This window comes from Leucobacter luti, from assembly GCF_004217175.1.
Lineage (GTDB): Bacteria > Actinomycetota > Actinomycetes > Actinomycetales > Microbacteriaceae > Leucobacter > Leucobacter luti.
Genome location: NZ_SHKI01000004.1, coordinates 239,149 through 253,003 on the forward strand (window position 1 = coordinate 239,149; position 13,855 = coordinate 253,003).

General features: G+C 70.9%; 15 protein-coding genes. 7 read left to right on the forward strand and 8 right to left on the reverse strand.

Annotated features, from left to right (window positions below):
- Positions 1-25: 25 nt before the first annotated feature.
- Positions 26-880 carry a spermidine synthase gene (locus EV139_RS07500; protein WP_130453707.1) on the forward strand — a complete coding sequence of 285 codons (855 nt, stop codon included), beginning with the start codon at positions 26-28 and terminating at the stop codon, positions 878-880.
- Positions 873-1,325 (forward strand): SprT-like domain-containing protein, encoded by a 453-nt coding sequence (locus tag EV139_RS07505; protein WP_130453708.1) that lies wholly within the window; start codon positions 873-875, stop codon positions 1,323-1,325. Before EV139_RS07500 ends, EV139_RS07505 begins: the two co-directional genes overlap by 8 nt.
- A gap of 134 nt (positions 1,326-1,459) precedes the next feature.
- On the opposite strand, the gene EV139_RS07510 is transcribed toward EV139_RS07505, so the two are convergent.
- Positions 1,460-2,035 carry an NUDIX hydrolase family protein gene (locus tag EV139_RS07510; RefSeq protein ID WP_130453709.1) on the reverse strand — a complete coding sequence of 192 codons (576 nt, stop codon included), beginning with the start codon at positions 2,033-2,035 and terminating at the stop codon, positions 1,460-1,462.
- 60 nt (positions 2,036-2,095) lie between these two features.
- Between EV139_RS07510 and EV139_RS07515 the strand changes: the two genes are divergently transcribed.
- Positions 2,096-2,944 (forward strand): carbon-nitrogen family hydrolase, encoded by an 849-nt coding sequence (locus EV139_RS07515; RefSeq protein WP_130453710.1) that lies wholly within the window; start codon positions 2,096-2,098, stop codon positions 2,942-2,944.
- Between the two features lie 64 nt (positions 2,945-3,008).
- Here EV139_RS07515 and EV139_RS07520 read toward each other — a convergent pair whose 3' ends face one another.
- On the reverse strand, positions 3,009-4,220 hold the full coding sequence (locus tag EV139_RS07520) for a CapA family protein (protein ID WP_241988989.1): 1,212 nt from the start codon (positions 4,218-4,220) through the stop codon (positions 3,009-3,011).
- Positions 4,221-4,364: 144 nt separating this feature from the next.
- Here EV139_RS07520 and EV139_RS07525 point away from each other — a divergent pair, with 144 nt between their 5' ends.
- Complete coding sequence (locus EV139_RS07525; RefSeq protein ID WP_130453712.1) at positions 4,365-5,147, forward strand: M15 family metallopeptidase; 783 nt, start codon at positions 4,365-4,367, stop codon at positions 5,145-5,147.
- 147 nt (positions 5,148-5,294) lie between these two features.
- The gene (locus EV139_RS07530) at positions 5,295-5,759 is read left to right on the forward strand and encodes an NUDIX hydrolase (RefSeq protein ID WP_198677489.1); all 465 of its coding nucleotides are present in this window, start codon (positions 5,295-5,297) and stop codon (positions 5,757-5,759) included.
- A gap of 51 nt (positions 5,760-5,810) precedes the next feature.
- Here EV139_RS07530 and EV139_RS07535 read toward each other — a convergent pair whose 3' ends face one another.
- The 6 genes from EV139_RS07535 to EV139_RS07560 form a co-directional block, all read right to left on the reverse strand.
- A complete protein-coding gene (locus EV139_RS07535; protein WP_130453713.1) occupies positions 5,811-6,164 on the reverse strand; it encodes a TfoX/Sxy family protein in 354 nt (117 codons plus the stop codon).
- Positions 6,161-7,093, reverse strand: a complete 933-nt coding sequence (locus EV139_RS07540; protein ID WP_130453714.1) for an ABC transporter substrate-binding protein — start codon at positions 7,091-7,093, stop codon at positions 6,161-6,163. The genes EV139_RS07535 and EV139_RS07540 overlap by 4 nt, the downstream gene beginning before the upstream one ends.
- 31 nt (positions 7,094-7,124) lie before the next feature.
- Positions 7,125-7,784 carry an ABC transporter permease gene (locus EV139_RS07545; RefSeq protein ID WP_130453715.1) on the reverse strand — a complete coding sequence of 220 codons (660 nt, stop codon included), beginning with the start codon at positions 7,782-7,784 and terminating at the stop codon, positions 7,125-7,127.
- Complete coding sequence (locus tag EV139_RS07550; protein WP_130453716.1) at positions 7,781-8,554, reverse strand: ABC transporter permease; 774 nt, start codon at positions 8,552-8,554, stop codon at positions 7,781-7,783. Before EV139_RS07550 ends, EV139_RS07545 begins: the two co-directional genes overlap by 4 nt.
- The gene (locus EV139_RS07555) at positions 8,551-9,363 is read right to left on the reverse strand and encodes an ABC transporter ATP-binding protein (RefSeq protein WP_130453717.1); all 813 of its coding nucleotides are present in this window, start codon (positions 9,361-9,363) and stop codon (positions 8,551-8,553) included. Before EV139_RS07555 ends, EV139_RS07550 begins: the two co-directional genes overlap by 4 nt.
- 186 nt (positions 9,364-9,549) lie before the next feature.
- A complete protein-coding gene (locus tag EV139_RS07560) occupies positions 9,550-10,473 on the reverse strand; it encodes an Lrp/AsnC family transcriptional regulator (protein ID WP_130453718.1) in 924 nt (307 codons plus the stop codon).
- 196 nt (positions 10,474-10,669) lie between these two features.
- Between EV139_RS07560 and EV139_RS07565 the strand changes: the two genes are divergently transcribed.
- Positions 10,670-12,334 (forward strand): amidohydrolase, encoded by a 1,665-nt coding sequence (locus EV139_RS07565; protein ID WP_130453719.1) that lies wholly within the window; start codon positions 10,670-10,672, stop codon positions 12,332-12,334.
- A 139-nt stretch (positions 12,335-12,473) separates the two neighbouring features.
- Positions 12,474-13,829 (forward strand): MFS transporter, encoded by a 1,356-nt coding sequence (locus EV139_RS07570; protein ID WP_130453720.1) that lies wholly within the window; start codon positions 12,474-12,476, stop codon positions 13,827-13,829.
- Positions 13,830-13,855: the final 26 nt, after the last annotated feature.

A 13,855-nucleotide genomic window follows, 5' to 3' on the forward strand; every position in this document is an offset into this window, starting at 1 on the left:
CGCAGTCGCACCGCGAGCCGTCGGCATGAACCTTCCCGATCCGATCGTCCTCAGCTCCGGTCTCACCGCTGAGATCGAGGCGGACCGCTGGGTGCCCGGAGCGGTGCAGCTCGTCGTCGACGGGACGCCGCAGTCGCACGTGAACCTCCCCGATCCGAGCGAGCTCTTCTTCGAGTACATTCGCCGCATCGGGCACGTGATCGACCTGTTTCGCACGCCCGGGCAGCCCATCTCGGCGCTGCACCTCGGCGGCGGCGCGTTCACGCTCCCCCGCTACGTTGAGGCGACCCGACCGGGGAGCCGCCAGCAGGTGATCGAGTTGGAGGGCGACCTGGTCGACCTCGTGCGCGCCGCGGCACCGCTCCCCAAGCGGGCGAGCATCCGCGTGCGGCGCGGCGACGCCCGGGAGGTGCTCGGCAAACTCCCCGATGGGATGCGCGGGGGCATCGACCTCGTCGTGGTCGACATCTTCGCCGGAGCCCAGACCCCGGCCCACGTGTCGAGCGTCGAGTTCTACGAGCTGATCAGGCCGCTGCTCGCGCCCGGCGGGATCGTGGTCGTGAACGCGGCCGACGGGGCCGGCCTGCCGTTCGTGCGCGGGCAGGCCGCGACCCTCGACCACCTCTTTGGCTCGGTCGCCGCAATCGCCGAGCCGCAGGTGATCAAAGGGCGCCGCTTCGGCAACGTCGTGTTCGTCGCGACCGACGACGACCTCGAGACGCTCGATTGGCTCCCCAGGCTCCTCGCCGGGGGCCCGCACCCCGCGCGGATGCTCGTGGGGCGCGAGTTCGCCGAGCTCACGCGGGGCGCGCGCCCGGTCACCGACGCGACGGCGGTCCCGTCTCCGGCGCCGGCCCGGGAGCTCTTCGAGCGTGGCTGAACTCGCCCGGGTCCGCGTCTGGGCCGACGCCCTCATCCGCATGCACCTCGACCCCGAGCTGTGGCACTTCGGCTTCGACAACGCGAAGCGGCGCGCGGGCCTCTGCAACTACACCGATCACCGCATCACGGTATCGAGGTACCTCGCGGAGAAGTTCTCCGACGACGAGATCCACCAGGTGCTGCTCCACGAGGTGGCGCACGCGATGGCCGGACCCGAAGCGGCGCACGGCGCTGCGTGGAAGCGCGTCGCTGCGCAGATCGGCTACGTCGGCGGGCGCACGCACGACGGCGAGATCGCGCACGAGCGCGCCCCGTGGGTGGGCGCCTGCCCGGCCGGGCACGAGCACTACCGGTTTCGCGCGCCGACGCGGGTCACGTCGTGCGGCAAGTGCGCGCGCGGCTTCTCGCGGCGCCACGTGATCGCCTGGCAGCGGCGCGCGTAGCGGCCTAGGCGCAACACGGATCCGACCCCTGACCGCGTTTCCGACCCGGAACGCCGGTGTGCACGCGTGGGGAACAGGGTCGGAAGTGCGCTATCGGGTCGGAGACTCACCGCTTGGGTGGCGAGTGCCGCGCCTCAGCAGCCAACTGCGGCGAGCGCCTGCCGCAACAGACTGCCGCGGCCGCCGCTGAGCTCGGCGAGCGTGTCAGGCGACAGGGCCTCCTCCGGCGCCATCCAGGTGACCTCGAGCGCGTCCTGCCGCGGGTTGCAGGTGCCCGTCACGGGGACCACGTACACGAGCGAGACGGCGTGCTGCCGCTCGTCGACGTACGGGGAGATCCCCGGCAGCGGGAAGTACTCGGCGACCTGCACGGGCTGCAGCGCCGTGGGCATCTGCGGGAAGGCCATCGGCCCAAGATCATCCTCGAGGTGCCGGAACAGCGCCTCGCGCAGCGGCTCGCCAAAGCGCACGCGCCCGGAGACGAACGCGCGCGTCATCACCCCGTCGGGGGTGCTGCGCAGCAGCAGGCCGACCTCGGTGACCTGGCCAAGCCCGTCGAGCCGCACGGGAACCGCCTCCACGTAGAGAATCGGCAGCCGCCCGCGCACAAAGTCGAGCTCGTCTTCGCTGAGCCAGCCGGGGTTTCCCGCGGGCGCCGGTCGATCCTCGGGGCCCTCGGGATCGGGCAGTTCTGCCGTGTCGATGCTCATGGTGCCATTGTGCCGCACAAAGCCCTGAATCCGCCCACGGGCGCCGGGTATGGTGGGGGCATGTCGCCAGCATCGCAGCAGTCACCCACCCGGCGCATCGCGCTCGTCCAGCTCGCCAGCCCGGACGGTGAGTCGCAGGCGGAGCGGATCACGCGCGTTGAACGCCTGCTGCTCGCGCACCCGGGAGCCGATCTCTATGTGCTGCCCGAGCTGTGGAGCGCCGGCTACTTCGCGTTTGCGCGCTACGGTGAGCTCGCCGAGACGCTCGACGGCCCCACCGTCAGCATGGGGCGGCGCGTCGCCCGCGAGCTCGGCGCTGCGGTCCACCTCGGCAGCATCGTGGAGCGCGACGCAACCGGGGCGCTGCACAACACCGCCGTACTCGTGGGCGCCGACGGCCGGGTGGTGCAGACGTACCGCAAGATCCACGTGTTCGGATATCAGTCGCTCGAGGCAGAGCTCCTCACACCGGGCACCACGTTGAGTGTTGTGCCCGGCCCCCTCGGGGCGACCGCGAGCACCACGTGCTACGACCTGCGCTTCCCCGGGCTGTGGCAGGAGCTGAGCGCGCGCGGGGCCGAGGCGGTCATCGTGCCGGCGGCCTGGCCCGCGGCGCGGCGGGAACACTGGCGGCTTCTCACGCAGGCGCGCGCGGTGGAGCACCAGGTGTGGGTGGTCGCGGTGAACGCCTGCGGCACCCAGGGCGACGTGGAGCTCGGCGGCCACAGCCGTCTGGTGGATCCGGCCGGGCGCGTGCTCGCTGAGTGCGGCGACGCCGAGGAGGTGCGCTTCGTCGAAGCGGATCCGGCCCTCGTCGCGGCGGTGCGGCGTGAGTTCCCCGTGATCGCGGATCGGCTCGCCGACGAGGCATACCGCGCGCTCTCGGCGTTGCCGGGCGCGGAGAGCTGAGCGCCGCCGCAGCGATCGCGCACCGGAGCGAAGGCCCGGTGCCACCCGCGGCGCCGCCGAGCGGTTACTCCGCGAGCACGGTCACGTCCGGGCCGAGGATCGCGCTCGCCGCAGCCACCTGATCCGCGGCGCTCACCCCGAACCGGGTGCGCTGCAGGAGTTCGTCGGCCCCGGCGAGCGGGGTGAGCGACAGGTTCGTGCGCGCCATCAGGTCGTTGGCGGCCTCTTGCTCGGCGGTCCAGTCGTAGTGCATGTAGGTGAGGATCCCGGTCGGCTTGGTCACCTGCACCGCGCCGGCCTCGTCGCGGGCGAGCTCGAACCCGGCGATCACCCCGGTGCGCTGGTCGAGCGTGAGCTGGGTGCTGAGCATGTTGCCGATCGAGTACCAGACGAGGGCACGCCCGCCGTCGGCGCGGTCGAGCCACGCGGTGGGCTGGAGCACGTGCGGGCCGGTGCCGACCACCACGTCGGCCCCGAGGTCGGCGACCTGCTGCGCGAACGCGCGCTGCTGATCGTTCACCTCGTGTGAGTCTTCCGTGCCCCAGTGCGCAGAGACGATCACCACGTCCGCGGCGTCTCGCGCCTGCGCCATGAGCTCTGTGACGAGCGCGGTGTCGCCCATCATGTTGAGCGAGACCTCGTCGATCGGGGCGTTCGAGTACTCCGCGAACGAGACCAGCGCGATCGTGATCCCGTCCTGCTCGAACACGGGAACTGTCCGCTGCTCCGCCGCGCTGCGGTTTGCGCCCGAGACGATCGCGGGTGCGAGCCCGTCCCACACCTCGCGCGTGGCAGCGATCCCCGCGGTGCCCTTGTCGGCGGTGTGGTTGGTTGCAGTGTTGACGAGATCGCACCCGGCACCCTCACGCAGGTCGCGCGCGAACTCGGTGGGGGCATTGAACGTGGGGTACCCGCTGATGCCGAAGTCGACGCCGGCGCTGGGCACCTCCTGATTGCAGAAGGTCACGTCCGCGGCGTCGAGCTGTGTGCTGATCCCGGTGAAGAACTGGGCATAGTCGATCGTGCCGTCCGCAGCGGTCGCGTTCGCGTTCACCGAATCGTGCGGCAGCATGTCGCCCATCGCGATCACGCGCACCGGCTGGTCTACCTCCGGCGTCGGCGTCGCAGACGGGGTGGGGGTCGCTGTGGGCCGGGGCGTCTGCGTCGCGGTGGGCGCTGCCGCCTCGGTCGACCGCGGCAGCACCCAGAGCGCCGCTGCCGCGCCGCCGCCGGCGAGCACCAGCGCCGCCGCAACGATCGCGATGGTCAGTTTCATGCGACGCGTCACTCCGCGTCGCGCCCCGGTACCGTCCGTCATGCGATTCAGCCTAGCCCGCCCCGCCTGCTCGCCCGTCGTTCCGACCGCGGGGTGCACGCTCGGCCGGGACGCTCACGCTGGCCGGTCATCTAGGCTGGGGCAATGCTGAGTAGTCATGGCCGCCGCGCCGCCGCGCTCGCGGGCGGCCTCGCGCTCGCGCTGAGCGCCGGCCTCGTCGCCTGCGCCCCGGAAGCCACTGTTCCGACGCCGAGCCCCGCGGACACCGCGGCGCCCACGGCCACCCCCACGCCCGAGCCGACGCCGCTGGTGCCGGAGTTCGACCCCTCGGCCCACTCGATCGACGATCCCACCTCGATCTGGGTGGTGAGCAACAAGCTGCGCCCGCTCACCCCGGTCGATTTCGCCCCCGAGGACCTCGTCATGCCGGAGGGCGTGGAGAACGAGTTCTCACAGCCCCTGCGTGAGGCTGCCGCGCGCGCGGCGGAGCAGTTCGTCGGCGCGGCGGCCGTCGCGGGCCAGCAGGTGAGAATCATCAGCGCCTACCGCGACTACGACACGCAGGTGTCGCTCTACGACGGCTACGTGGCGCGCGACGGCCAGGACGCGGCCGACACGTACTCGGCACGCCCCGGCCACTCGGAGCACCAGACCGGCCTGGTCATCGATCTCGACGACCACGGCGACTGCTACCTCGCCGCGTGCTTCGGGGAGACGCCGGCCGGCTCCTGGCTCGCGCTGCACGCCTTCGAGTACGGCTTCATCGTGCGCTACCCGGCTGGCAAAGAGGACGTGACCGGGTTCATGCCCGAGCCGTGGCACTTCAGATACGTCGGCGCAGAACTGGCCGCGGAAATGCGCGACCGCCGGATCACCACGCTCGAGGAGTTCTTCGAGCTGCCGCCGGCGCCCGGCTACGCGCAGTAACCCCGCGCCGCCGCGCGCAAACTCACGCAGGAGATCCGAACTCAGGCGGACGAATTCAGCGGTTTCCGCCCGCCTGAGTTCGGATCTCCTGCGTGAGCTCGGATCTCCTGCGCGAGCGCGGCCCAGCACGCGAGTTAAGCTCGACGGGTGAGCCACGATCGAGACCCCGCACGCCCAGCGTCCGCCCAGCCCGAAGCCGGGGATCGCACGATCCGGGTCAGCGCTGTGGTGCTGCGCCGGGCCGACGGCCGCGTGCTCAACGTGCGCAAGCGCGGCACGGCCGCGCTCATGCTGCCGGGCGGCAAGCACGAGGCGGGCGAGGACCCGCGCGACACGGCGGTGCGTGAGGTGTCCGAGGAGTTGGGCCTCGCCCTCGACCGCGACCGGCTGCACCCGCTCGGCGTGTTCCGCGCGGTCGCGGCGAACGAGCCCGGCCACGTGGTCGAGGCGACCGTCTACGAGCACCCGCTCGTCGCGGGCGCCGAGGCGGCCGAGCCCCGCGCCGAGATTGAGCACCTTGAGTGGATCGACCCGACGCAGGCGCGCGTGGACATGGCCCCGCTCAACACCGACTTCGTGTTCCCCGCGCTGCTCGCCGCGCCCGAGCGCTAACCCGGCCAGCGGGCCGGCGGCAGCCCGGCTCGCAGACCGACGCCGACCCGGCTAGCGGGCCGGCGTCGACCCGCGCGGCGCCTTCGCGCGCTTCGGCTTCGGGGCGGGGAGCTCTGCGGCGGTCACCTCGATCAGCTCGGCAAGCCACTCGCGGTCCTCCCAGCGGTCGCCGTCGATGCGAAAGTACAGCTTCGACCCCGGGTACGCCGGCGCCTCGTCCGGCGTACCCAGGTACGCGCGCCCCGCCTCGGTGGGTTTCACGAACAGGGTGTCGTCGCACACGAACGCGACGACCTTTCCGTCACGATAGAGCGCGTACTCCCCAAACATGCGGCGCGTGGTGATGTGCGGGAGCGCGCTGAGCTGGTCGGTGAGGAACTCGACCGTCTCGCTGCGAGTGGTCACGACGTCTGCGATCCGAGATCCTGCTCGGCGAGCCAGTCCGTCGCGATCTGCGCGGCCGGGAGTTCCTCGGTGACGCTGCGCGCGTTGAGCTCGACCAGGTCGGCGGGGCTCATTGCGGCGCTCACACGGTCGATGATCGCGGCGGCCTCGTCGTCGACCCGGTCGCTCGCGAGGGGCACCACGTGCGACGCGAGGAAGATGCCCTTCGTATCGTTGAGCGCGACGAGGTCGTTCTCGGCGACGCTCGGGTCGGCGGTGTAGATGATCGCGAGCTGGATCGAGCCGTCCTGCAGCGCCTTCACGGTGAGCGGGCCGCCGCCGTCCTCGATGGGGGTGAACGCCACGCCCTCGATGCCGTACGTTTCCGCGAGCCCGGCCGGCCCGTACGCCCGCGTCTCCGACTCTGAGTTGCCGCCGAGGGTGAGCTTCGTGTCCACCCCCGCGAGGTCCTCGATGTTCTCGAGCTGCCACTCGTCGGCAAACTCGCTCGTCACCGTGTACGAGTCCTGGTCGGTCGCCGGGGACTGGTCGAGCACGCGAAGCCCGTCCGGGGTCGCTTCCTGCAGTGCCGCGTACACGTCGTCTGAGAGTCGCGCTTCGGTGTCGGGCTCCCAGTACTGGAGCAGGTTGCCCGTGTACTCCGGGAACAGGTCGATGCTGCCGGCCTCGATCTCCGGCAGGTAGACCTCGCGCTGACCGATTCGGTACTGGCGATCGACCGCGATGTCTTCGGCCTCGAGCGCCTGAGCGTAGATCTCGGCGATGATCTCGTTTGAGTAATAGTCTTGCGAGCCGATGACGATTGCCTCGCCCGAGGCGTCGGGTGCCGAAGCGCTCGGCTCGGCGAGCGGGTCGCCGCTCGAGCAGCCGGTCAGGGCGAGCGCGCCGGCGAGCAGCGCGACTGACAGTGTGGTGGAGCGACGGAGCATGGGTGGGTCCTCTCGGTCGGTGGGGTGAGGGTCAGTGGGTGATGCGGGACTGGGCCGCGCGCTGGCACGCCGCGAGCGCGAGTTCGAGGAGCAGGGTGATGAGCACGACCAGCACAGCACCCGCGAGCATCTGGGGGTAGTCCCTGGACTTGAGGCCCGCGAACAGGTAGCGTCCCAGGCCGAGGTCGGCGGTGTAGGCCGCGAGTGTCGCGGTGGAGACGACCTGAAGCGTGGCAGCGCGCACCCCGCCGATCATCACGGGCAGGGCGAGCGGCAGCTCGACGCGCGTGACCACCTGGGCGGGGCTGAACCCCACGGCGCGCGCGGCGGCCGGAACCCCCGCGTCGACCGCCTGCATCCCCGCGTAGGCGCCCGCCAGCAGCGACGGGATGGCGAGCACGGTGAGCGCGAGGAGCGGGGCGGCGAGCCCGATCCCAAGCCACAGCCCGCAGAGCGTGAGCACACCGAGCGTCGGCAGCGCGCGGGCCGCGCCGCTGAGTCCCCCGACGATGCCGGCGCCACGGCGGGTGTGGCCGATCAGCACTCCGGCGGGCAACGCGATCACGCCGGCGATGAGCAGCGCGAGCAGCGTGATGCCGAGGTGCTGGAGCGTGCGGGTGGGGATCCCGCCCGGGCCCGTCCAGTGGGCGGGATCGGCGAGCCACGCGAGGGCATCGACAAAAATCGTCACGGCGTCACCGCCGCGGACTCGGGGGCTGCGCCAGATTCGGGGGCGGCACCGCTCTCCGCCGCCGGGTCAGATCCCGCCGGGTCAGATCCCGCCGCGGCCGCTCCGGCCGCACCGGGGCCGGGCTCGACGCCGCCCGCCGCCCGCCGGGTCCACGGGGTGAGGAGGCGCCCGATCCCGAGCACGATTGCATCGAGCAGCAGCGCGAGCAGCACGGTGACGATCACGCCGCTCCAGATCTCAGCGGCGATCCCGCGCTGGAACCCGTCCGTCAGCAGCGTGCCGAGGCTCGGCACGCCGATGAGCGCCCCGATCGTGACGAGGCTGATCGTGGAGACGGTCACGACGCGGATCCCGGAGATCAGGACCGGCACCGCGAGCGGGAGGTCGACCCGCCAGAACAGGCTGCGCGGGGAGAAGCCGACGGCCACCGCCGCGTCGCGCAGCTGCGGGTCGACGGCGGTGAACGCGTCGCACGCGGTGCGCACGAGCAGCGCGACCCCGTAGACCGTGAGCGCGACCACCATGGTCTGCCACGAGCGCAGCGGCGTGCCGAGCAGCGCGGGGATGAGAATGAGGAGCGGCAGCGCGGGGATCGCGTACGCGAGCGTGGCCACCGCGAGCAGCGGCCGCCCGAACCTGGGGGCGCGGAACGCGAGGCGCCCGATCGGGATCGCGATGAGCACGCTGAGCAGGATCGCCGGCAGGCTGAGCAGCAGGTGGTCCACCCCGGCCTGGAGGATCAGTTGCCAGTTGGCGAGCGGCCAGTTCACGCGCCCAGCACCCCGACCGGCCGGCCGTTTCCGTCGACCGCCACGCTGCGGCCGTCGATGTCCACGGCGTGGAGCCGCCGCTCCGGGCGCTCAGAACCCACAAAATCGCGCACGAAGTCGTCGGCGGGGGCGCTCAGGATCTCCGCCGGCGTGCCGCACTGCGCGATACGGCCACCAGTGGCGAGCACCACCACTTCGTCGCCGAGGAGGAACGCCTCGTCGATGTCGTGCGTCACAAACACGATGGTCTTGCCCAGCTCGGACTGGAGCCGCACCAGCTCGTTCTGCAGCTCGCGCCGCACGATCGGGTCGACAGCGCCAAACGGCTCGTCCATGAGCAGGATGTTGGGGTCTGAGGCGAGCGCGCGGGCAACGCCGACGCGCTGCTGCTGACCGCCGGAGAGCTGCGCCGGGTAGCGGTCGCCGAGCGCCGGGTCGAGGCCCACCCGTTCGAGCAGTCCGGCCGCCGCCGCGCGCGCAGCGCGGCGGGTCGTACCGGTGAGCACGGGCACCGTCGCCACGTTGTCGGTGACGGTGCGGTGCGGCAGGAGCCCGCCGTGCTGCAGCACGTAGCCGATGGATCGGCGCAGCTCGACCGGGTTGCGCTCGCGCACGTCTTCGCCGTCGATGAGCACTCGGCCCGAGCTCGGATCTACCATGCGGTTGACCATGCGCAGCAGCGTGGTTTTACCGGACCCGGAGGAACCGACGAACGCGACCGTGCGGCGCGAGGGCACCACGCAGGAGAAATCTCGCACTGCCTCCGCGCCGCCGGCGTAGGTCTTCGTCACGTGTTCGAATTCGATCACGGCGCACCCCCAAGAGGACGGGCGAGTGGCGCCCGATGTGCATCCAACCCTACCGGGGCACTCCCCCGGGTTTGCAAGGGGGTTCGGAGCTTCACCCGGAATACTCGGGCAATCGGCCACACTTGATGGCCGCTCTCGCCAGCCGCGCTCGGGAGCTCGAGCCCGGCCCGTGACCGGCCTCCGGGCCTAGTCCCGGCGCAGCCGCTCAAGCCGATCTAGGCTCCACTCGTACCGCTCAAGCCACACCGAGGCGTGCACCCAGGTCTCGACCCGCGAGACCGCGGGGTGCGCGCGGATCATGCGCACGATGTCCGTGTAGTCCCCGATCGAGCGGGCGGCGATCGTGGCGATCAGCCCGTAGCGCCCCAGCGTGCGCGCGGCGAACTCGATCGTGGGCACGTCGAGCAACAGGTCCTCGGCCGAGGCGATGCCCTCGGCGTCGCCCGAGAGCATGATTCCTACGCCGGACAGCACCGAGCTCGTGGCGTTGAGTCGGCTGCGCACCGCACCGATCCGCATCACGCCCGAGTCGAGCAGCCGCAGCACGCGCGCGCGGCACGCGGAGGCCGAGCGGCCGGTGCGGCGAGCGAGCTCCCCGAAGGTGAGCCGACCATCGAGCTGCAGCTGGGCCATGAGGTCGATGTCGAAGTCGTCGAAGGCGAGTTCCTTCGGGTCCGGGTCCTCGCCGAGGCGCAGCCGCCGCAGCACCCGGTCGTAGAGCGAAAACTGCACCTCCCCAACGCCGGGGATCGCCTGGATCGCGCGCACCGTACGGCCCACATCGTCGAGGTCGGCGGCCCACACCTCGACCACGCCCTGGGACTGCCCGCTGATCTCGGAGAGGAAGACCACGTTCGTGAACTCGAGCAACCGCTCGAACACCGGGGAGCTCGGCCCACTGATCCTGAATTGGAGGTTGACCTGCACCGGGAGCCCCACTGCGCGGGGGTGCACCGCGGCGTGGATCCGGATCTCCCCCGTCTCGATGAGCTCGTGCACCCGCCCCGCGACGACGGTGCGGTGCACGCCGAGCTCTGCGGCGAGCACCGAGAACTGCGCGCGCCCGTCGAGCTGCAGCGCGCGAATGAGGTCTTCGTCGAATTCGTCCACGATCCGATTCTGCCAGAATCCCGGGCGTCCTGAGTGACAAAAAATCCGTGTATCGAGTCAGAGCAGCGTGTACGCGGGACTTTTGCCGAACCTGGTCGACAAAAAAGCGCTGTAGGCGCGCCGTTCGCGTGATTCGGTCCCGGGTTCGCGAGATCGCGCGTACGCTCGTAACGATTCACAACGAAGGAGTTCCCACGTGCGTAAGCTCGCGTTCACCCAGGCCCCGGCCTTTACGGCGCCCACCATCGTCACCGCAGCCAAGATCCACACCCTCGACGACGAGAGTTCAGCCCCCGAGGCGTTCCTCGTCATCGGCGACCGGATCCGCGCCGTCAGCTCAATCGCTGAGTGCCGCACCGCGGCCGCGGCCGTCTCCGCGATCGAGCCCGAGCTCGTCGACCTGGGCGACACCACGATCGTCCCCGGTTTCATCGACGCGCACGCGCACCCGCTGATGCTCGGCCAGATGATGAGCTGGGTCGACTGCGGCCCCGAGAAGGCCGGCTCGATCCCCGAGATCGTCGCGCTGCTGAGCGAGGCGGCGAAGACGCTGCCCGCCGGTCGCCCAATCCGCGGCTACGGCTACGAGCAGCGCAACCTCGCCGAGCGCCGCCACCCCACCCGCTTTGAGCTCGACGAGGTCGCCACCGACCGCGAGGTCTACCTCATGAACGCCTCCGGCCACGGCGGCGTGGTCAACTCGTACACGTTCGAGCTGCACGGCGTCACGAAGGACACCCCGAACCCCAAGGGCGGCGAGTTCTTCCGCGACGCCGACGGTGAGCTGACCGGCGAGCTCTCCGACGCCGCGTGCAACGTGCTCACGGGACTTGAGGGCGTGAAGATCGGCCACCACGGCCCCAACTTCCACCTCGCCGACGAGCCCGCCGAGCACAAGCTGCAGCTCGCGGCCGCACAGGAGAACTTCCTGGCGGGCGGCGTCACCACCATCGGCGACGCCCAGGTCAGCCGCCGGGAGTTCGACATGTACCTGCGCCTCGCAGAGTCGGGCGACCTGAAGGTGCGCGTCAGCATGTACCTGCTCTCGCACCTCCTCGACGAGGCGATCGAGATGGGCCTCCACGGCCAGTTCGGCAACGAGCACCTGAGCTTCGCGGGCATCAAGTTCTACTCGGACGGCACGCTCGGCGGCTGGACCGCCTACTTCCCCGACGGCTACGTTGGCGACCCCTGCCGCACCGGACAGCTCTACCACGACCCGCGCGACTACACCGAGCTGATCGCCAAGGCGCACCGCGTCGGCCTGCAGACCGCGACGCACTCGCAGTCGCCCACGGCGCTCGAGATGGTCATCAGCGCGATCGAGGCCGCCCAGGCCGAGCGCCCCGACGCCGACGCGCGCCACCGCATCGAGCACTGCGGCCTGCCCACGCTTGAGCAGATCGACCGCATGGCGAAGGCCGGGATCATGCCCGTGAACCAGCCGCAGCACCACTACAACTGGGGCGAGGGCGTAGAGCAGGCGATCGGCACCCCCGGCGAGCGCTTCAACCCGCTCGGCGACTTCGAGCGTGCGGGGGTCCCCGTCACGATCTCCTCGGACGCCCCCGTCGCGGATCCCCGCCCCATGGAGGCCATCCAGGCCGCCGTCTCGCGCATCACGCGCCGCGGCACCCAGCTCGGATCCGACGACCTCGCGGTCTCGCTCGACACCGCGCTGCGCGGCCACACGATCTCCGCGGCCCGCGCGCTCGGCCGCGAGGACGAGCTCGGCAGCATCGAGGTGGGCAAGCGCGCCGACTTCGCCGTGCTCGATCGCGACCCGTTCAACACCCCGATCCCGGAGCTCGCGGCCGTGACCGTCGCGTCCACCTGGGTGGGCGGCGAGCGCGTCTTCTAACCCCGGCACGGGCGGGCGGCCGAGGACGCCACCCGCCACGGCCACGCGTGGCCGCCGCCTCCCCGGCGGCCACGCTCCCCTCAGTCCGCACGACCTCAGCACGCACCAGCGCCCCACGGCATCCAGCGAAGGAGCTCACATGTCAACCGCATCAGCCCAGATCGAACCAAATACGCACAAGCGTGCGTTGAAGGGCGGTATGGCCGCCCTCGTCGGCACCACCATCGAGTGGTACGACTTCTACGTCTACGCAACCGCAGCGGCGATCATCTTCCCGCACGTCTTCTTCCCCGAGGACCTTGACCCGGCGCTCGCAACGCTCGCGTCGTTCGGCACCTACGCGGTCGCGTTCTTCATGCGCCCGCTCGGTGGCATCATCTTCGGCCACATCGGCGACAAGCTCGGCCGCAAGCCCGCTCTCACCATCACGCTCGTACTCATGGGCGTCGCGACGACGCTCGTGGGCCTGCTCCCCGGCTACGCGCAGATCGGCGTCTGGGGCCCCATCCTGCTCATCCTCTTCCGCATGCTCCAGGGCCTTGCGGTCGGCGGCGAGTGGGGCGGCGCGAGCCTCATGGCGGTCGAGAGCGCCCCGGCGAAGTGGAAGAACTTCTACGGCGGCTTCACGCAGGTGGGCAACCCGCTCGGCGCGCTCATGGCGACCGGTGCATTCTGGGCACTCTCCTCGCTCGGCGAGGACGCGCTCATGAGCTGGGGCTGGCGCCTGCCGTTCATCTTCAGCATCGTGCTGATCGGTGTCGGCTTCTGGGTGCGCTACCGCGTTGAGGAGACCCCGGTCTTCGAGGCAAAGGTCGAGGGCCAGGAGCAGTCGACGCCGCTGCTGTTCGCGCTCAAGAACAACTGGAGCCCGATCCTGCTCGGCTTCCTGATCATCGCAATGTCCTCCGGTGGCTACGTGATCGCCACCACGTTCGTGCAGAACTACGCGGCGACCCCCGAGATCGGGCTCAACGCGTCGGTGATGCTCGGCGCGCTGACCATCGCCTCGCTCGTTGAAGCACTCGTGACCCTGCCGATCGCCGCCCTCGGTGACAAGATCGGCGCGAAGACCGTCATGTACATCGGTATCATCGGCTCGTTCATCGTGATCCTGCCACTCGTGCTCTCGATCCAGTCGAAGAACGTCGCGATGATCTGGCTGTTCGTGATCCTGATCCGCGTCACGCTGAGCGGCGCGTGGGCCCCGCTGTCCACGCTGATGGCGCAGATGTTCCGCCCGCAGTCGCGCTACACCTCCATGTCGCTCTCGTACGGCCTCGGTGCCGCGGTCTGGGGCGGCCTGTCCCCCGCGATCGCGTCGCTGCTGCTCGTCGTCACCGGCGGCAACTTCTGGTCCGTCGTCGCGTTCTTCGGCCTGCTCACGCTCGCCGCGTGGATCGGCGTGCGCTTCGCACCGCAGCACTCAGACACGGCACCCGTGACCGGGTCGTTCCGCGCACGGACCGACACCACCGCGATCGGCACCACCGAGTAACACCCCTGAGAACCGGCCCCGCCGCA